The organism is Burkholderia sp. GW821-FHT14F03, from assembly GCF_058803765.1.
Map to the genome: position 1 here is coordinate 1 of NZ_JBXAPG010000013.1, position 18,991 is coordinate 18,991.

The following is an 18,991-nucleotide window of genomic DNA, read 5'->3' on the forward strand; positions in this document are numbered from 1 at the left end:
CGGCGCGGCTTGCGCGGCGGCGGGCGAACGGGCGGCGAACCGGCCGCGGCGGTGCTGCCGGCGGCGGCCGGCGCGGCCACGGCGGTCGACGCGCCCGATGCAGCCGATGCAGCCGATGCGCCCGATGTGCCCGACGCGCCCGATGTGCCCGATGTGCCCGATGTGCCCGACGCGCCCGATGCGCCCGATGCGCCCGCGCCCGCCGCGCCGACGGCGCTCGCGGCCGTCGCCGGCTGCGGCAGCGCCTTGAAGCCGGCCGCGACGGTCACGGCCTTCGACGCATCGCCGATCACGGGCGCATTGATGGGTTCGGTCGCCGACGCGGCGGCGGCCACGGCGGCCGCTTCGGTCGCCGGGTTCTTGCGGTCGACGAGATAGAAATCGAGCACGCGGCGCGCGATCGGCCCGGCCGCCTGCGCGCCCCAGCCGCCGTTCTCGACGATCAGCGCGATCGCGATCTGCGGATGGTCGGCGGGCGCGTAGGCGATGAACAGCGCATGGTCGCGCAGGTGCTCGGCGAGCAGGTGGCCGTGGTAGTTGCCGCCTTGCAGCGAGAACACCTGCGCCGTCCCGGTCTTGCCCGCCGCGAGGTATTGCGCGCCGCGGAAGATCTTGTAGCCGGTGCCGGACGGGTTCTCGACCACGTTCTCCATGCCGCGCTTCACGACGTCGATGTCCGACTGCTTGAGCGGGATCATCTCGCTTTCCTTCGGCACGGTCAGGTGCCGGTCGCGCGAGATCGGGTTCTCGATCTCCTTCACGAGGTGGGGCTTCATGACGATGCCGTTGTTCGCGAGCGTCGCCGTCGCGTGCGCGAGCTGCAGGATCGTGAACGAGTTGTAGCCCTGGCCGATGCCGAGGCTGATCGTCTCGCCGTCGAACCACTTCTGCTGGGCGGCCTTCTTGAACGCCTTCTTCTTCCAGTCGGTCGAGGGCAGGATGCCGCGCGCCTCGCCCTGCACGTCGATGCCCGTGATCTGGCCGAAGCCGAACGGCTTCATGAAGTTCGCGATCGAATTGACGCCGAGGTCGCGCGCGAGCATGTAGAAGTAGGTGTCGTTCGACACCATGATCGCGCGGTTCATGTCGACCCAGCCCTGGCCGGAGCGCACGTCGTTGCGGAACGTGTGGCCGCCGAAGGTGAAGTAGCCGGGATCCTGGAAACCCCAGCCGGGCGTGCGCTTGCCGAGCGTGAGGCCCGCCAGCGCCATGAACGGCTTATAGGTCGAGCCGGGCGGGTAGGTGCCGTGCAGCGGGCGGTTCAGGAGCGGCTTGTCGGGCGAGTTGTTGAGCTCGTCCCAGGTCTGCTGGTCGATCCCGTCGACGAAGGAATTCGGGTCGAAGCTCGGCGACGACACGAACGCGAGCACGTCGCCCGTCTTGGGCTCGATCGCGACGAGCGCGCCGCGCTTGCCCGCGAACGCCTGCTCGGCCACCTGCTGCAGGCCGATGTCGAGCGACAGCACCAGGTTGTTGCCGGGCGTCGCCTGGGTGCGCGACAGCGTGCGCACGGGCCGCCCGCCCGCCGTCACCTCGACTTCCTCGAAGCCGGTCAGGCCGTGCAGCTCGGTCTCGTAGCTCTGCTCGACGCCGACCTTGCCGATGTAGTCGGTGCCCTTGTAGTTGTTGCCGTCGCGGCGCGGATCGTAGGTTTCCGGATCGCTGTCGTTCTCGTCGCTCATCGCGTCGATGCGGTCCTGGTCGCGCTTCGAGATCCGCCCGATGTAGCCGATCACGTGCGCGGCGGTCGGCCCGAGCGGGTACTGGCGGAACAGGCGCGCGCGCACGTCGACGCCGGGGAAGCGGAAGCGCTGCGCGGTGAAGCGCGCGACCTCGTCGTCGGTCAGCCGGGTGCGGATCGGCAGGCTCTCGAAGTTCTTCGAGTCCTCCTGCAGCTTCTTGAAGCGGCGGCGGTCGCGCGCGTCGATCGGCACGACCTCGGACAGCGCGTTGATGGTGTTCTCGAGCGTGTCGGTCAGCTTCGACGGCGTGATTTCGAGCGTGTACGCGGAGTAGTTCTTCGCGAGCACCACGCCGTTGCGGTCGGTGATGATGCCGCGGTTCGGCACGATCGGCGCGACCGAGATGCGGTTCTCCTCGGCCTGCAGCGCGTACTTGCCGTGCTGCCAGACCTGCAGGTAGAAGAAGCGCGTCGCGAGCAGGCCGAAGCAGACGAACACGAACACGCCCGCCGCGGCGACGCGCACGCGGAACTTCGAGAGCTGCTGCTGGGTGTCCTTGAATTCGGTCATGCGGGTACGAATGAAGGGAGGGCGGCCGCGCGCCGGCCGTCCCGCCGGACGCTAGCGGGACGCAGTCGGGCGAGCGGGCGGTGGGCGTTCATCCGGATTCCTGGCGCGGCTCAGATCGGCCGCGTGTCGTCCGGATCGACCGGACGGCGCTGCGGCATCAGCAGCAGCAGGCTGGCGAGCGGCCACAGGGCGGCCTCGACGAACCCGTCGACCAGGTAGCCCCAGCCCGGGAACGCGGCGCCCATCAGCAGGCGGATCACGAACGGCACGAGCTGCGCGAGCACGAGGAGCGGCGCGACGTAGAACACCTGCACGCCGAGCGGCAGCCACAGCACGCGGCGGTGGATCGTGATCGCGCCGTACGACAGCAGCGTGTAGGCCAGCGCATGCTCGCCGAGCAGGCCGGCGTCGTGCACGTCCATCAGGATTCCGAGCAGGAACGCGATGCCCATGCCGACCTTGCGCGGCTGGTGGATGTTCCAGAACAGCAGGACGAGCGCGACGAAGTCGGGCACGCCGGGCATCCGGCCCCACGGCATCAGGTTCAGCAGGAACGCGGCGGCCAGGCTGAAGATGATGAAGGACGGGTTGACCGGCTGCAGGATGTATTGGGGGCGGCTCATGGCTTCGCTCCCTGGGCCGGGGCGGCCGGCCGGGTCGGGCCGGCCGGCGCCGCGCCGCCCGCCGGGCGCGACTGCGCGGTGGCGGCCGTCGCCTTGCCGCTCGCGGCGGCGGCGTTGGCGTCGGCGGGCTGGGTGCCCTTTTCGGTGCTCTTCGGGGTTTTCTTCACCTTGGCGTTCTTGTCGCTGGCCGGGTCCGGCTCGGCCGGGCGCGGCGGGATGTCGTTGCGGTAGTGCAGCACCAGCATCTCGCGCGCGCCGCGCACCGCCGCGACCGGCATGCAGACCACGTGCGCGAACGCGGTGTCGGCGAGCTTGTCGACCCGCACCACCTTCGCGACCGGCAGGCCGGGCGGATACACGCCGTCGAGCCCGCTCGTCACCAGTTCGTCGCCGACCAGCAGGTCGGCGCTCGTCGGCACGAAGCGCAGGTCGAGCGAGTCGCCCTTCGGGGTGCCGTAGATCACGCTGCGCAGGCCGGTGCGCAGCACCTGCACGGGAATCGCGAGGTCGCGGTCGGTGATCAGCGTGACCTCCGACTGCAGCGGGAACACCCGCGTGACCTGGCCGATCACGCCGTCCTCGCTGACGACGGGCGAGCCGTCCTGGATGCCCGCCTGCGAGCCGTGGCCGATCACGACCTTCTGCGAGAAGGGATCGCTGGTGTCGTACTGGATTTCGACCGGGGTCGACTGGGTGGAGACGCGCTCGCGCAGCGCGAGCACCGCGCGCAGGTGCGCGTTGTCGGCGCTCAGCTGGCCCGCCTGGTTCGCCTGCAGCGACAGCTTCAGGTTGTGGTCGCGCAGCTGCTGGTTCTCGTGGCGCAGCGACGCGCCGGTGACGGCGAGGTCGGCCGCGCCCATGAACAGGTCGCGCGGCACGAGCGCCGCGCGCTGCAGCGGATAGAGCGCGGTGCCGACCACCCCGCGGACGATTTCGAGCGTGTTGAAGCGCGCATCCGAGATGAGGAGCGCGACGGCCAGTGCGACAAAGAAGAGCAGCCGCGCGAACGCGGACGGACCTTGCTTGAAGAGGGGCGGCGGACTGTATTCCATGGTCGGCGCCGGGCGCGTGATCGGTTAGTTGATGCTAAGACGCGTAAAACGCGCGGCGGTTCGGCCGGGGACTGCGAGCCGGGAGCGCCGCGCGTGCGTCATATGCCGATGCTTAGACGATCACTCGTAGGAGAAGATGCTGCCGAGCTTGTCCATGCGCTCGAGCGCCATGCCGGAGCCGCGCACCACGCAGGTGAGCGGATCCTCGGCGACGAGCACCGGCAGGCCGGTTTCCTCGGCGAGCAGGCGATCGAGGTCGCGCAGCAGCGCGCCGCCGCCCGTCAGCATCATGCCGCGCTCGGCGATATCGGCGCCCAGTTCCGGCGGCGTCTGCTCGAGCGCGATCTTCACGGACGACACGATCTGGTTCAGCGGATCGGTGAGCGCCTCGAGGATTTCGTTGCTGGAGATCGTGAAGCTGCGCGGAATGCCTTCCGACAGGTTGCGGCCCTTGACTTCCATTTCCTTGACTTCGGAGCCCGGGAACGCGGAACCGATTTCCTTCTTGATCGCCTCGGCGGTCTGCTCGCCGATCAGCATGCCGTAGTTGCGGCGGATGTAGTTGACGATCGCCTCGTCGAACTTGTCGCCGCCGACCCGCACCGAGCCCTTGTAGACGATGCCGCCGAGCGAGATCACGCCGACCTCGGTCGTGCCGCCGCCGATATCGACGACCATCGAGCCGGTGGCTTCCGACACCGGCAGGCCCGCGCCGATCGCGGCCGCCATCGGCTCCTCGATCAGGTAGACCTGCGAGGCGCCCGCGCCGTGCGCGGCCTCCTTGATCGCGCGGCGCTCGACCTGGGTCGAGCCGCACGGCACGCAGATGATGATGCGCGGCGACGGCGAGAACATCCGCGATTCGTGGGCGGTCTTGATGAACTGCTTGATCATCTGCTCGGTGACCGTGAAGTCGGCGATCACGCCGTCCTTCATCGGGCGGATCGCCTCGATGTTGCCCGGCACCTTGCCGAGCATCTGCTTGGCTTCCTTGCCGACCGCCTGGATCGTCTTCTTGCCGTTGGGACCGCCTTCCTGGCGGATCGACACAACCGAGGGCTCATCGAGCACGATGCCCTTGCCGCGCATGTAGATGAGGGTGTTTGCGGTGCCGAGATCGATCGCCAGATCGTTGGAGAAGTAGCTGCGCAAAAAACCGAACATTCAGAATCCTGTCTCGCTGTGGGCCGGCCCCGGCGGGGAACGCACGAAGGGCGGCAGCGGAAAAAATAACAGCCTCGGATCGGGCGGGAGCGGCCGCCTCAGGAACGCGAAGCTGCGAGTGAAATCTACCGGGGCCTGCGCGGCCCCTCGACCACCGGGGCGGCAACGCGGGGAAGGCAGCCCGGGTCTGGGTCGAACGCGTAATGATACCTTATAATTTCGCAGTATTTGAATGGTAACGGCCTGTATTTTCGCCGCTTCGCCTCCGATTTTTGAGGGATCGATCGACCCTCCAACCCCCTGCCGCGGCGTGTGTTTTTGCATGCCGCGCAAGCCTTTAGTTCTTCCGGTGACCGCATGGCTCTGACCCTGACCGATGTGAAACGCATCGCGCACCTTGCGCGGCTCGAAATGGCCGACGCCGACGCCGAGCAGACGCTCGGCCAGCTCAACGAATTCTTCGGCCTGGTCGAGCAGATGCAGGCCGTCGACACGACGGGCATCGCGCCCCTCGCCCACCCGATCGAGCAGATCCAGGCGGTCGCGCTGCGGCTGCGCGACGACGCCGTCACCGAGACGGTCGACCGCGACGCGTACCAGCGCCCGGCGCCGGCCGTCCAGGACGGCCTGTACCTCGTGCCGAAGGTGATCGAGTAAGGGGCGCTCGCCGCACCCACCCGCTTTTGCTCGGGACCTCGTCGCGAGCGCTCCAGAATCCAGGAATCCACGCAATGCATGCACACAGCCTGACCGAACTGCGCGCCGCGCTCGACGCCAAGGAGTACTCGGCCGTCGAGCTCGCGCAGCACTATCTGCACCGGATCGACGCGGCGCGCGATCTGAACGCGTTCGTCCATGTCGATCCCGACCTGACGCTCGCGCAGGCGCGCGCCGCCGACGCGGCGCTCGCCCAGGGCGCGGCCGGCCCGCTGGCCGGCCTGCCGATCGCGCACAAGGACGTGTTCGTCACGCGCGGCTGGCGCTCGACCGCCGGCTCGAAGATGCTCGCGAACTACACGAGCCCGTTCGACGCGACCGTCGTCGAGCGGCTCGCCGCCGCCGGCATGGTGACGCTCGGCAAGACCAACATGGACGAGTTCGCGATGGGCTCGTCGAACGAGAACTCGGCGTTCGGCGCGGTGAAGAACCCGTGGGACCGCCGGGCCGTGCCGGGCGGCAGCTCGGGCGGCAGCTCGGCCGCGGTCGCCGCGCGCCTCGCGCCCGCCGCGACCGGCACCGATACCGGCGGCTCGATCCGCCAGCCTGCGTCGTTCGCGGGCGTCACGGGGATCAAGCCGACCTACGGCCGGGTCTCGCGCTACGGCATGATCGCGTTCGCCTCGTCGCTCGACCAGGGCGGCCCGATGGCGCAGAGCGCGGCCGACTGCGCGCTGCTGCTGAACGCGATGGCCGGCTTCGACACGCGCGACTCGACGAGCCTCGAGCGCGACGACGAGGACTTCACGCGCCACCTGGGCCAGGCCTGGACGCCGGACGCGCCGGCCGCCCGGCCGCTCGCGGGCCTGCGCATCGGCCTGCCCGAGGAATATTTCGGCGCGGGCCTCGCGGACGACGTGCGCGCGACGATCGAGGCCGCGCTCAAGCAGTACGAGGCGCTCGGCGCGACGCTCGTGAAGGTGTCGCTGCCCAAGACCGAGCTGTCGATCCCGGTCTACTACGTGATCGCGCCCGCCGAGGCGTCGTCGAACCTGTCGCGTTTCGACGGCGTGCGCTACGGGCACCGGGCGGCCGAGTACCGCGACCTGCTCGACATGTACAAGAAGTCGCGCGCGGAAGGCTTCGGCCCCGAGGTGAAGCGGCGCATCCTGGTCGGCGCCTACGTGCTGTCGCACGGCTACTACGACGCCTACTACCTGCAGGCGCAGAAGATCCGCCGCATCATCGCGCAGGACTTCCAGGAAGCGTTCGAGTCGTGCGACGTGATCATGGGGCCGGCGTCGCCGACCGTCGCGTGGGATCTCGGCGCGAAGGGCGACGATCCGGTGCAGATGTACCTGGCCGACATCTATACGCTGTCGGTGAGCCTCGCCGGCCTGCCCGGCATGAGCGTGCCGTGCGGCTTCGGCGCGGGCGCGAACGCGCAGCGCCCGGTCGGCCTGCAGATCATCGGCAACTATTTCAACGAAGCCCGGATGCTGCAGGTCGCGGACGCGTTCCAGCGCGCGACCGAATGGCACAGGCAAGTTCCGGCGGGGGTGTAAACATGCAATGGGAAGTCGTTATCGGTCTTGAGACGCACGCGCAGCTGTCGACGGCGTCGAAGATCTTCTCCGGCACGTCGACGCAGTTCGGCGCGGCGCCGAACACGCAGGCGAGCCCCGTCGATCTGGCGCTGCCGGGCGTGCTGCCCGTGATGAACCGCGGCGCGGTCGAGCGGGCGATCCGCTTCGGCCTGTCGATCGGCGCGACGATCGCGCCGCGCAGCATCTTCGCGCGCAAGAATTACTTCTACCCGGATCTGCCGAAGGGCTATCAGATCAGCCAGTACGAGATCCCGGTGGTGCAGGGCGGCCAGGTCACGATCCAGGTGCCCGCCAACGAGAAGGCCGGCAAGGATGCCTACGCGAAGACCATCAACCTGACCCGCGCACACCTCGAGGAGGACGCGGGCAAATCGCTGCACGAGGACTTCGCGGGGATGACGGGCATCGACCTGAACCGCGCGGGCACGCCGCTCCTCGAGATCGTCACCGAGCCGGAAATGCGCAGCGCCGCCGAGGCGGTCGCGTATGCGAAGGCGCTGCACGGCCTCGTCGTGTGGCTCGGGATCTGCGACGGCAACATGCAGGAAGGCTCGTTCCGCTGCGACGCGAACGTGTCGGTGCGCCCGCTCGGCCAGGAGCAGTTCGGCACCCGCGCCGAAATCAAGAACCTGAACTCGTTCCGGTTCCTGGAAGAGGCGATCAACTATGAGGTGCGCCGCCAGATCGAGCTGATCGAGGACGGCGGCGAGGTCGTGCAGGAAACCCGCCTGTACGATCCGGACAAGCGCGAGACGCGCTCGATGCGCAGCAAGGAAGACGCGCACGACTACCGCTATTTCCCCGATCCCGACCTGATGCCGCTCGTGATCGACGACGCATGGGTCGCGCGCGTGCGCGGCGAGCTGCCCGAGCTGCCGGTCGCGATGCAGCGGCGCTTCGGCGAGCAGTACGGCGTGACGCCGTACGATGCGACGGTGCTGACGTCGAGCAAGGCGATGGCCGGCTACTTCGAGGCGGTGGTCGCGAAGGCCGGCGTCGCGCAGGCGAAGACGGTCGCGAACTGGCTGATGGGCGATGTATCGTCGCTGCTTAACCGCGACGGCTTCGAGATCGACGCGAGCCCGGTGTCGGCCGCGCAGCTCGCGCTGCTGTTGCAGCGGATCGCCGACGGCACGATCTCGAACAAGATCGCGAAGGAAATCTTCGCGACAATCTGGGACGAGAAGGCGGCCGACGACGCGGCGGCCGATCGCATCATCGACGCGAAGGGCCTCCGGCAGATTTCCGACACCGGCGCGCTCGAGGCGATCATCGACGCGGTGCTGGCGGCCAACGAGAAGTCGGTCGAGGAATTCCGCGCGGGCAAGGAAAAGGCGTTCAACGCGCTGGTCGGCCAGGCGATGAAGGCGACCAAGGGCAAGGCGAACCCGCAGCAGGTCAACGAGCTGCTCAAGAAGAAGCTCGGCTGAGATCCGCCGGCCGCGAGGCCGGCTCCACACCGCGCGCGGGCCGCGCCGAACCGTCGGGTTCGGGCGGCCCGTGCGCGTCTGGCGCGCGGTCGGCGCCGCATCGCAGGACGACAGGAGAGGCTGATGGCGAAGCAAGCGTCGCTCGACGACTACCGGGTGCCGTACCACGCGCGCGAGAAGGAGGCGGCCGCCTTCGCGCTCGACGCCTTCGATGCGGGCGCGAAGCCGTTCTCGACGGGCGGCAAGGAGGCGGACCGCGAGCGCCTGTCGGCTGTGTCCGCGCAGCTCGACGCGCTGCAGGAACGGCTGCACACGCAGACGCGCAAGCGCGTGCTGCTGGTGCTGCAGGGCATGGACACGAGCGGCAAGGACGGCACGGTGCGCGCGGTGTTCCACGAGGTCGATCCGCTCGGCCTGCGGATCGTGTCGTTCAAGGCGCCGACTCCGGTGGAGCTGGCCCACGACTTCCTGTGGCGCGTGCATGCGCAGGCGCCCGCGGCGGGCGAGCTGGCGATCTTCAACCGCAGCCACTACGAGGACGTGCTGGTGCCGCGCGTGCTCGGCACGATCGACGCGGACGAATGCGCGCGGCGCTACCGGCGCATCCGGCAGTTCGAGGAGATGCTGGTCGAGGCTGGCACGACGATCATCAAGTGCTTCCTGCACATCTCGAAGGACGAGCAGCGCGAGCGGTTGCAGGCGCGCATCGACGATCCGGCCAAGCACTGGAAGTTCGACATCTCCGACCTGGAGGCGCGCAAGCACTGGGACGCCTATCAGGCCGCGTATCGCGACGCGCTCGCCGCGACCTCGGACGAGCATGCGCCGTGGTACGTGATCCCCGCCGATTCGAAGACGCACCGCAACGTGATGATCGCCGAGCTGCTTTTGCGCGAGCTGACCGGCATGAAGCTCGAATTCCCGCCGGCGAAGCCCGAGCTGGAAGGCGTCAAGATCCAATAAACCGTAACGTTCATTTTCACTGGAACCCAACATGCTGCGTGTCATTACCGCGAACCTGAACGGCATCCGCTCCGCCGCGAAGAAGGGCTTTTTCGACTGGCTCGGCGAGCAGCGCGCCGATTGCGTGTGCGTGCAGGAAATCAAGGTGTCGGCCGACGACCTGCCGGCCGAGTTCGTCGCGCCGCACGGCTTCAAGGGCTACTTCCACCACGCCGAGAAGAAGGGCTACAGCGGCGCGGGCCTGTACTGCCGCCGCGAGCCGGACGACGTGATCATCGGCTACGGCAGCAGCGAATTCGATGCCGAGGGGCGCTATGTCGAGGCGCGCTTCGGCAAGCTGTCGGTCGTGTCGGTCTACGTGCCGTCGGGGTCGAGCGGCGACGAGCGCCAGCAGGCGAAGTACCGCTTCATGGACGAGTTCATGCCGCACCTCGAGGAACTGAAAAGCACCCGCGAGGTGGTCCTGTGCGGCGACGTCAACATCGTCCACAAGGAAATCGACATCAAGAACTGGAAGAGCAACCAGAAGAATTCCGGCTGCCTGCCGGAAGAGCGCGCGTGGCTCACGAAGCTGTTCGACGATGTCGGCTACGTCGACGTGTTCCGCACGCTCGACCCGCGCGCCGAGCAGTACACGTGGTGGAGCAACCGCGGGCAGGCGTACGCGAAGAACGTCGGGTGGCGGATCGATTACCAGATCGCGACGCCGGGCATCGCCGGCAGCGCGAAGGCCACCTCGATCTTCAAGGACATCAAGTTCAGCGATCACGCGCCGCTGACGGTCGATTACGACTACAAGTAAGCCGCCCGCGCGACGACGACCGACCGCCCGTCGGCCGTCCCGCGCGCGGCGCACGCAGGACACGCTCGCGCGGCTCGACGCGCATCGAACGACAATGACATGAGAGAGAGGGCGCGCATGCGCGGAATCGGGATGGTGGCGGCCACGCTGTGCGCCATGCTGGCGATGGGGCCGGCGGCGGCGCGAGACATCTACGTTGTGCCGACGGGGTCCGACAGCGCAGACGGGGGGCCGCAGACGCCGGTTGCCTCGCTCGGCAAGGCCAAGGGCATGGTGCGGGCGCTGTTGAGCACGGGGACGCTCAACGAGGACATCCACGTGAAGCTCGGCGACGGCGTCTATTTCATCGACGGGCCGCTGATCTTCACGAACGATGATTCCGGGACGGCCCGCACGCGGGTCTACTACGAGAACCAGCCCGGCGCGCAGCCGCGGATCGTCGGCGGCCTCACCACGAAGCTGAACTGGCAGCGCTACTCGGGCCCGATCTGGGTGGCGGCCATCGATCCGTACAGCTATCTGGCCGCCTATGACCGGAACGGGCAGCGGGTCGCCAACCCGGTGTTCCGGGACCTGTACGTCAACCGTAAGCCGGCGATCCGCGCGCGCTATCCGAAGCTGACGTCGGCTCCGGCAGGTTCCTACCTGAAGACGAGCGACTGGAACAAGAGCGCGAAATTTCCGCAGATCGCCCTTGCTTCGGGCGCGCCGGATCTCGCCGCGATCGTGGCGAAGCAGGGCGCGGATTGCTTGAACGCAAGCAAGCGGCATCCGGTGGAATTTATCAGCCAGCAGCAGTGGACGCAGAGCGCGATCCGCATCGCCGCCGTCGACCGCGTGACGTCCGGGGGCACGGCGGCCCTGTCGCTGCGCCCGTGCGTGGCGGAACTGAGCGCACTGCAGCACGGCGACGGGGCGGGGACGCTGCTGTCCGTTTCACCGTACCACCTCGAAAACGCGCTCGATTTCCTGAGCGCGACCAGCGAGTGGTACTTCGATGCGGAGGCGTCGAAGCTGTATTACCAGCCGCCCGACGGCGCGGATCCGAACGCGATGGAATTCATGATCCCCACGCTCGAAACCCTGATCCGCATCCAGGGTCGTTCCGCGAGCCAGCCGGTCATGAATCTGACCTTCACCGGTCTGACGTTCGAGAACACGACGTTCTACGACCCCGCGAGCTATGGCTACGTGAACCAGCAGGCCAGCATGTACCGGCGCGGTGACAGCTATGTCCGCCAGCCGGCCGCGGTGAGCGCGAGCTATGTCCAGGGGCTGGTCTTTACCGGCAATACCTTCATGAATCTCGGCGCGGAAGGCTTGCAGCTGATCGATTCCAGCCGCGACGACAGCGTGACGGGGAACGTGTTCCATGACATCGGCGGCAGTTGCCTGAGCCTGGGCGGCGGCGGCCCGGGAAGCCCGTCGTCCACGGGGCTGTCGGATCACGATACGGTCACGAAAAATAATATCTGGTCCTGCGGCACCCGCTACGCGGGCTCCGTCGGGATCTTCGCGATGTATGCGAAGGGCCTCACGGTGTCGGGGAATCAGCTGCGCTATCTGCCGTACACCGGCATCAGCGTCGGCTGGGGATGGGGCGACGTCGACGTCGGCATGAATGCGAATGTCGTCACGGGCAACAATGTGTTCGATTTCATGCAGCTGCTTTACGACGGCGGGGCGATCTATACGCAGGGCGTCCAGCAGCAGTCCGAGATCAGCGGGAACAGAATCGGGAACATGCAATTGTCGAAGCTGTACTGCGGGTACCCGCCTACGGGCATCTACCTCGACCAGGGCAGCGACTACCTGACCGTGCGCGACAATCTCATGCGCAAGGTGGGCACGCTCGACGGCAAAGTGGACTCGATGATCAAGCTGAACGTGGGCAGGACGCCCCTGCACAACTGGGTCGTCAACAACCGCGCGTCGAACTCGGACGCCAATTGGTTCGGTGTGGACAAGGATGCAAGCTGGGCCGATACGGTGAACTGGGCGCCGATCAACCCGCAGGTGCCGGCGAGCCCGGACAATTCGTGCCAACAGTAGTGAAACCCGCGCGCGCAGCCGGCCTGGCCGCGCGCGCGGATGATGCGTCCGCGTTTGCGCTCAGGCCGCCTGCTGCGTCTTGAGCGACGCGAGATCGACCACGAACCGATACTTCACGTCGCTCTTCAGCATCCGTTCGTAGGCCGTGTTGATCTGCTGCATCGGAATCACCTCGATCTCCGACGTGATGCCGTGCTGCGCGCAGAAATCGAGCATCTCCTGCGTTTCGGCGATGCCGCCGATCAGCGAGCCGGCGAGGCGGCGGCGCTTGAAGATCAGGTTGAACACCTGCGGCGACGGATGGTCGTGCTCGGGCGCGCCGACCAGCGTCAGCGTGCCGTCGCGCTTGAGCAGGTTCAGGAACGGATTCAGGTCGTGCGGCGCGGCCACGGTGTTGACGATCAGGTCGAAGCTGTTCAGGTGCGCGTTCATCTGCGCGTCGTCCTTCGAGATCACCACTTCGTGCGCGCCGAGGCGCTTGCCGTCCTCGATCTTCGACGGCGAGGTCGTGAACAGCACGACGTGCGCGCCCATCGCGCGGGCGAGCTTGACGCCCATGTGGCCGAGGCCGCCGAGACCGACGATGCCCACCTTCTTGCCCGGCCCCGCGCCCCATTGACGCAGCGGCGAGTAGGTCGTGATGCCCGCGCACAGCAGCGGCGCGGCGCCCGCGGGGTCGAGCGTGTCGGGCACGCGCAGCACGAACGCCTCGTCGACGATGATCTGCGACGCATAGCCGCCGTAGGTGGTCGCGCCCGTCAGGCGGTCCCGGCCGTTGTAGGTGCCGACGAAGCCGTTCTCGCAATACTGTTCGAGGCCCTCGGCGCAGCTCGGGCAGGTGCGGCACGCGTCGACCAGGCAGCCGACGCCGACCAGGTCGCCCGTCTTGAAGCGCGACACGTCCGCGCCCGTCGCCGTGATCCGGCCGACGATCTCATGGCCCGGCACCACCGGGTAGATCGTGTTGCGCCATTCGTTGCGCGCCTGGTGAAGATCGGAATGGCAGACGCCGCAGTACAGGATCTCGATCTGCACGTCGAGTTCGCGCAGCGCGCGCGGCTCGAACGAGAACGGGGCGAGCGGCGTGCGGGCGTCGGCCGCCGCGTAGGCTTGAATGGGGGACATGAAGGACTCCTGACTCGGAACACAAGGGATGCGCCGCATTCGCGCGCATGGCGATGGGGCGGCGGCATGGGTTCCCATGCTAAGGAGGCGGGGAGGCGGACGGAATACCTGATCGTCTTGGATGTTTGCCTATTCCTCCACGATTGTCGTGCGCGTGCCGCGAACGTCAGCGATCGGTGCTAGATTGCGAGCCTGATTCTCCAGCGAACGACGACCGGACGATGAGCTTTCAAACCCTTTCCTCCGACGATGGCGCGCACGCGCAGCGCCGCATGATCGAACTGCTCACGCGGCTCGCCCCTCGCGAGGGGTTCACGCAGGCGTCGCTCGAAGGCGTGTACTTCATCCGCGCCGACCGCCCGATGCCGCGCCGGCCCGTGCTGTACGAGCCGAGCATCATCGTGGTGTGCCAGGGGCGCAAGCACGGCTATCTCGGCGAACAGACCTTCGTGTACGACCCGCGGCAGTATCTGGTGCTGTCGGTGCCGCTGCCGTTCGAGTGCGAAACCCAGGCCACGCCGGACGAGCCGTTTCTCGCGATCTCGATCCGCGTCGATCTGTCGGTGATCGCCGAGCTGGCGATCCTGCTCGACGAAACCCACGGCGCGATCGCCGCCGAGCCGCGCGGCGTCTACTCGACGCCGCTCGACACGCCGCTCGCCGACGCGGTGCTGCGCCTCCTGGAGGCGCTCGCCTCGCCCGCCGATACGCGCGTGCTGGGGCCGTCGATCATGCGCGAGATCGGTTACCGCGTGCTGACGGGCGAGCAGGGCGACGCGATCCGCGCGGCGCTCGCGCAGCAGCATCATTTCGGCCGGATCGCGAAGACGCTGCGGCGGATCCACGCGAACCTGGAGCAGGATCTCGACGTCGAGACGCTCGCGCGCGAGGCCGGCATGAGCCTCGCGGCCTTTCATGCGCAATTCAAGAGCGTGACCGCGACCTCGCCGATGCAATACGTGAAGGCGGCGCGCCTGCATCAGGCGCGGCTCATGATGGTGCAGGACGGCGTGAGCGCGGGCGCGGCGGCGGCGCGGGTCGGCTATGCGAGCGCGTCGCAGTTCAGCCGCGAGTTCAAGCGGCTGTTCGGCCGCAATCCGAGCGAGGAGTTGCGCTGGGCGCAGGCGGGCGGCGAGCGGCCGCTCGCGCTCGATCCGTCCCGCTGACGGGGTGGCTCAGCGGCCGACGAGACGGCGGCGCTTCGCGCTGATGCCCGCGTAGCTCGGCAGCGTGTCGAGATTCTTGCCGATGGCCTTCGCGTAGAGCGGCATCAGGTCGCCCAGGCGCTTGAGCAGATCCTGCCGGCGGCGCGCATCGTAGGGGTGGGTGTAGATGAAGCCGTCTTCCTTGTCCGCGCGGGTCGCGGCGGCGAGCTTGTCCCACAGCGTGATGGCGGCGCGCGGATCGAAGCCCGCGCGCGCGGCGATGTCGCCGCCGATCACGTCGGCCTCGGTCTCGTCGGTCGGATCGTAGCGCAGCGCCGCGAGCCGCTCGCCGTTGCCGATCTGCGCGGGCAACGGCGCCGCGAGCCCGAACAGCGACGGCATCGGATTCGCGCCGATGGTGGGCGGCTGCTCGCCGAGGCTGGCGCGCGCATGCTCGCGCAGCGCATGGGCGATCTCATGCGCGAGCAGCAGGCCGAGTTCGTCGTCGCTGAGGCGCAGCCGGTCGAGCAGGCCGCTGTCGATCAGGATCTTGCCGCCGGGCAGGCAGGCCGCGCGGATCGTGCGCGAGCGGATCACGTTGATTTCCCAGTTCCAGTTCCGGACCCGGTCGTTCCATTTCACCGAATACGGCGCGAGCTTCCCGACGATCGCGGACACGCGCCGGACCCGGGCATTGCCCGCGGGCAGCAGGCGATCGTTTTGCGCTGCGCCCTGCACGAGCTGGCGGTATTCGGCCGCCGTGACCTGTTCGAGCAGCGGCGACGGAATCAGGTTGCGGAACGCGATCGCATTGCCGTAGCGGAGCTGCGGCGGGGATTCCGGCGAGGCCGCGTGGTCGGCCGGCGCGACGGCGTCGCCCGCCAGCGCGTGCGTGGCCGCCAACAGCGTGACACCGGCGCAGGCGGCCCGGGCGGCGCGCCGCAGTTCAGCCTGCACGGACGGCCTCGGGGCTCGCGTCGCCGCCGCGCCACGGCGCGACCTTGAACAGCAGCAGCATGCCGGGGATGCCGAGCGCGGCGCACACCAGGAAGTAATCGAACCAGCCGATCTGCGTGACGATGAAGCCGCTCGACGCGGAGGCGAGCGTGCGCGGCACCGAGGCGAGGCTCGTGAACAGCGCGAACTGCGTCGCGGTGTAGCGCGGGTCGGTGGTGCTCGCGATGTAGGCGGTGAACGCGGCCAGCGTGAGGCCCGTGGAGAAGGTCTCGAAGCCGTAGATGCCCGCCATCAGCACGGGCGACGGGCCGACCTTGGCGAGCCAGGCGAAGCCGAGCGTCGAGACGATCTGCAGCACGCCGAAGATCCACAGCCCGCGCGCGATGCCGATCTTCATCAGCCAGATCCCGCCGATGATGCCGCCCGCGAGGCTGGCCCAGAACGCGGTGGTCTTGGCGAGCACGCCGATCTGGGTCTTGTTGAAGCCGATGTCGAGGAAGAACGACGTCGACAGCGTGGTGGCCATCGTGTCGCCGAGCTTGAACAGGAAGATGAACGCGAGCACGAGGAGCGCGCCGCGCCAGCCGTCGCGCCCGATGAATTCGCGGAACGGCAGGATCACCGCGTCGCGCAGGTTCTTCGGCGGGATGCCGTGCACCTCGGGCTCGCGCACGAAGAACGTCATCAGGATACCGGGCAGCATGAATGCGGCGGTGAGCGCGAACACCGCGTCCCAGGGCAGGTGATCGGACAGGATCAGCGACAGCGAGCCGGGGATCAGCGCGGCGACCTTGTACGCGTTCACGTGCACGGCGTTGCCGAGGCCCTGCTCGGTGTCGCGCAGCAGTTCGCGGCGATAGGCGTCGATCACGATGTCGGCGCTGGCGCCGAAGAACGCGACGAGCGTGGTGAGCGCGGCGACGGTCCAGATCGAGTCGCGCGGCGACACGAAGCCGAGCGCGGCGATCGCGCCCGCGACCAGCAGCTGCGTGACGAGCATCCAGCCGCGCCGGCGGCCGGGCCGCCAGCCGGGCAGGCGCGGCAGGAAGCGGTCCATCAGCGGCGCCCACAGGAATTTCCACGTATACGGGAACTGGATCAGCGCGAACAGGCCGATTTCCTTCAGGTTCACGCCTTCCGAGCGCAGCCATGCCTGCACCAGATAGACGAGCGTGAACAGCGGCAGACCCGACGTGAAGCCCAGGAACACGCAGATCAGCATGTGCGTATTCAGGTAGGCGCGCCAGCCGGCGTGCCCTTCGTGAGCGTTGAGGGCGGCGGAATCGTGCTGCGGTTTCGTCATGGAGGAGTACTAGGGTTATCTGCGCTTGACACGGTAGACCGCAAGACTACCACGCCAGTTCACCCCCCACCGGATCGGCTGGCCGTCGTGCAGCACCACGCGATCGAGAATCTCGATGCCGACTTCCGGCGCGAGCGCCTCGAAATCGCGGATGGTCAGCACCCGCACGTTCGGCGTGTTGTGCCACTGGTACGGCAGCGATTTCGACACCGGCATGCGGCCCTGCATCACCGACAAACGGTGCGCCCAGTAGCCGAAATTCGGGAACGACACGATGCACTCGCGGCCGACCCGCACCGTCTCGCGCAGGATCTGGGCGGTCTGGTGGATGGTCTGCAGGGTTTGCGACAGCACCGCGAAATCGAAGCTGTGATCCTCGAACAGCTTGAGGCCGTCCTCGAGGTTCTGCTGGATCACGTTGACGCCGTTGCGCGTCGATGCGAGCACGCCCGCGTCGTTGATCTCGATGCCGTAGCCCACCACGTCCAGCTCCTCGGCGAGCAGCGACAGCAGCGTGCCGTCGCCGCAGCCGAGATCGAGCACGGTCGAGCGGGGTTCGACCCAGCGGGCGATCGCGCGGAAATCGGCGCGGGCGGACAGGGCGTTCAGCGCTTGCGGGTTCATGCGCCCACCTCGTTGGCGATGCGTTCGTAATAGGCGCGCATCAGGTTGTGATAGCGCGCGTCGTCGAGCAGGAAGGCGTCGTGCCCGTGGGGCGCGTCGATCTCCGCGTAGGTGACCGTGCGCCGGTTGTCGAGCAGCGCCTTCACGATCTCGCGCGAGCGGGCGGGCGCGAAGCGCCAGTCGGTCGTGAAGCCCGCGATCAGGTATTTCGCGCGGGTGTGCGCGACCGCCGCGCTCAGGTTGCCGCCGAACGCCTTCGCCGGATCGAAGTAGTCGAGCGCGCGCGTGATCAGCAGGTAGGTGTTCGCGTCGAAGTAGTCGGCGAACTTGTCGCCCTGGTAGCGCAGGTACGACTCCACCTCGAATTCGACGTCGAAGTTGAAGTTGTAGGCGTCGAGCGCGCCCTCCGCGCGGCGCAGCGCACGGCCGAATTTCTCCGCCATGTCGTCGTCGGACAGATAGGTGATGTGGCCGATCATGCGCGCGACGCGCAGGCCGCGACGCGGCTTCACGCCGTGCGCGTAGTAGTCGCCGCCGTGAAAATCGGGGTCCGACAGGATCGCGGAGCGCGCGACCTCGTTGAACGCGATGTTCTGCGCGGACAGCTTGGGCGTCGACGCGATGTCGATGCAGTGCGCGACCCGCTCCGGATACATCAGGCTCCACGCGAAGGCCTGCATGCCGCCGAGGCTGCCGCCCATGACCGCGGCGAAGCGTTCGATGCCGAACGCATCGGCGACGCGCGCCTGCGCGTGCACCCAGTCCTCGACGGTCAGCACCGGAAAGCGCGCGCCGTACGGCGTGCCGGTGGCCGGGTCGAGGCTCATCGGGCCGGTGGAGCCGAAGCAGGAGCCGAGGTTGTTGACGCCGATCACGAAGAAGCGGTTGGTGTCGAGCGGCTTGCCCGGGCCGACCATGTTGTCCCACCAGCCGGTGTTGCGCGGATCGTCCGCGTAGACCCCGGCGACGTGATGGGATGCGTTGAGCGCGTGACAGACGAGCACCGCGTTCGAGCGCGCGGCGTTGAGTTCGCCGTAGGTCTCGACGACGAGCTGGTAGTTGCCGAGGACGCTGCCGCTCTGCAGGCGCAGCGGCTCGGCGAAGTGCATGGTCTGTGGAGCGACGATGCCGATCGATTCCATTCGTTCCGCCTTATGACTGGGCGGCTAAATGGTGTCGGCGGGCGCGGGGTGAGGCGGGGCGCGGCTGACGACCTCTTTAGCCGCATTTCTATT

16 protein-coding genes are annotated in these 18,991 nt (G+C 68.1%); 7 read left to right on the forward strand and 9 right to left on the reverse strand.

The features are described from left to right. From mrdA to AC1RQF_RS10715, 4 genes are all read right to left on the reverse strand, one after another. Positions 1–2,252: penicillin-binding protein 2 (gene mrdA / locus AC1RQF_RS10700; RefSeq protein WP_492872017.1), on the reverse strand; the 2,252-nt coding region annotated here is incomplete at its 3' end. Between the two features lie 110 nt (positions 2,253–2,362). Then, on the reverse strand, positions 2,363–2,875 hold the full coding sequence (gene mreD / locus AC1RQF_RS10705) for a rod shape-determining protein MreD (RefSeq protein WP_273999628.1): 513 nt from the start codon (positions 2,873–2,875) through the stop codon (positions 2,363–2,365). Further along, entirely contained in the window at positions 2,872–3,927 is a 1,056-nt protein-coding gene (gene mreC, locus AC1RQF_RS10710) for a rod shape-determining protein MreC (RefSeq protein WP_273999626.1), read from the reverse strand. Before mreC ends, mreD begins: the two co-directional genes overlap by 4 nt. 120 nt (positions 3,928–4,047) lie before the next feature. Further along, positions 4,048–5,091, reverse strand: a complete 1,044-nt coding sequence (locus AC1RQF_RS10715; RefSeq protein ID WP_004189550.1) for a rod shape-determining protein — start codon at positions 5,089–5,091, stop codon at positions 4,048–4,050. 357 nt (positions 5,092–5,448) lie between these two features. Here AC1RQF_RS10715 and gatC point away from each other — a divergent pair, with 357 nt between their 5' ends. The 6 genes from gatC to AC1RQF_RS10745 all read left to right on the forward strand — a co-directional run bounded on the left by gatC (position 5,449) and on the right by AC1RQF_RS10745 (position 12,602). After that, entirely contained in the window at positions 5,449–5,748 is a 300-nt protein-coding gene (gene gatC, locus AC1RQF_RS10720) for an Asp-tRNA(Asn)/Glu-tRNA(Gln) amidotransferase subunit GatC (RefSeq protein ID WP_273999625.1), read from the forward strand. Positions 5,749–5,822: 74 nt separating this feature from the next. Further along, entirely contained in the window at positions 5,823–7,313 is a 1,491-nt protein-coding gene (gene gatA, locus AC1RQF_RS10725; RefSeq protein ID WP_273999624.1) for an Asp-tRNA(Asn)/Glu-tRNA(Gln) amidotransferase subunit GatA, read from the forward strand. 2 nt (positions 7,314–7,315) lie between these two features. Further along, positions 7,316–8,785: an Asp-tRNA(Asn)/Glu-tRNA(Gln) amidotransferase subunit GatB gene (gatB, locus tag AC1RQF_RS10730; RefSeq protein ID WP_273999622.1), complete on the forward strand. Its 1,470-nt coding sequence runs from the start codon at positions 7,316–7,318 to the stop codon at positions 8,783–8,785. Between the two features lie 123 nt (positions 8,786–8,908). After that, positions 8,909–9,748 (forward strand): PPK2 family polyphosphate kinase, encoded by an 840-nt coding sequence (locus AC1RQF_RS10735; RefSeq protein WP_492872026.1) that lies wholly within the window; start codon positions 8,909–8,911, stop codon positions 9,746–9,748. Between the two features lie 31 nt (positions 9,749–9,779). Continuing rightward, on the forward strand, positions 9,780–10,550 hold the full coding sequence (locus AC1RQF_RS10740) for an exodeoxyribonuclease III (RefSeq protein ID WP_273999618.1): 771 nt from the start codon (positions 9,780–9,782) through the stop codon (positions 10,548–10,550). Positions 10,551–10,667: 117 nt separating this feature from the next. After that, positions 10,668–12,602 (forward strand): right-handed parallel beta-helix repeat-containing protein, encoded by a 1,935-nt coding sequence (locus tag AC1RQF_RS10745; RefSeq protein ID WP_492872027.1) that lies wholly within the window; start codon positions 10,668–10,670, stop codon positions 12,600–12,602. Between the two features lie 60 nt (positions 12,603–12,662). Here AC1RQF_RS10745 and AC1RQF_RS10750 read toward each other — a convergent pair whose 3' ends face one another. After that, complete coding sequence (locus AC1RQF_RS10750; protein ID WP_492872028.1) at positions 12,663–13,727, reverse strand: NAD(P)-dependent alcohol dehydrogenase; 1,065 nt, start codon at positions 13,725–13,727, stop codon at positions 12,663–12,665. 221 nt (positions 13,728–13,948) lie between these two features. Here AC1RQF_RS10750 and AC1RQF_RS10755 point away from each other — a divergent pair, with 221 nt between their 5' ends. Beyond that, a complete protein-coding gene (locus AC1RQF_RS10755; protein ID WP_273999613.1) occupies positions 13,949–14,893 on the forward strand; it encodes an AraC family transcriptional regulator in 945 nt (314 codons plus the stop codon). A gap of 9 nt (positions 14,894–14,902) precedes the next feature. Here the strand turns inward: AC1RQF_RS10755 and AC1RQF_RS10760 are convergent, their stop codons facing one another. Genes AC1RQF_RS10760 through metX form a run of 4 tightly spaced genes read right to left on the reverse strand, consistent with a single transcriptional unit; the run spans position 14,903 to position 18,898 of the window. Next, on the reverse strand, positions 14,903–15,928 hold the full coding sequence (locus tag AC1RQF_RS10760) for a M48 family metallopeptidase (RefSeq protein WP_443111605.1): 1,026 nt from the start codon (positions 15,926–15,928) through the stop codon (positions 14,903–14,905). Then, positions 15,819–17,132, reverse strand: coding sequence for an AmpG family muropeptide MFS transporter (locus tag AC1RQF_RS10765; protein ID WP_273999609.1), 1,314 nt, complete (start codon positions 17,130–17,132; stop codon positions 15,819–15,821). The genes AC1RQF_RS10760 and AC1RQF_RS10765 overlap by 110 nt, the downstream gene beginning before the upstream one ends. Positions 17,133–17,147: 15 nt before the next feature. Continuing rightward, entirely contained in the window at positions 17,148–17,756 is a 609-nt protein-coding gene (gene metW, locus AC1RQF_RS10770; protein ID WP_273999608.1) for a methionine biosynthesis protein MetW, read from the reverse strand. Beyond that, positions 17,753–18,898, reverse strand: coding sequence for a homoserine O-succinyltransferase MetX (gene metX / locus AC1RQF_RS10775; protein WP_273999607.1), 1,146 nt, complete (start codon positions 18,896–18,898; stop codon positions 17,753–17,755). The genes metW and metX overlap by 4 nt, the downstream gene beginning before the upstream one ends. Positions 18,899–18,991: the final 93 nt, after the last annotated feature.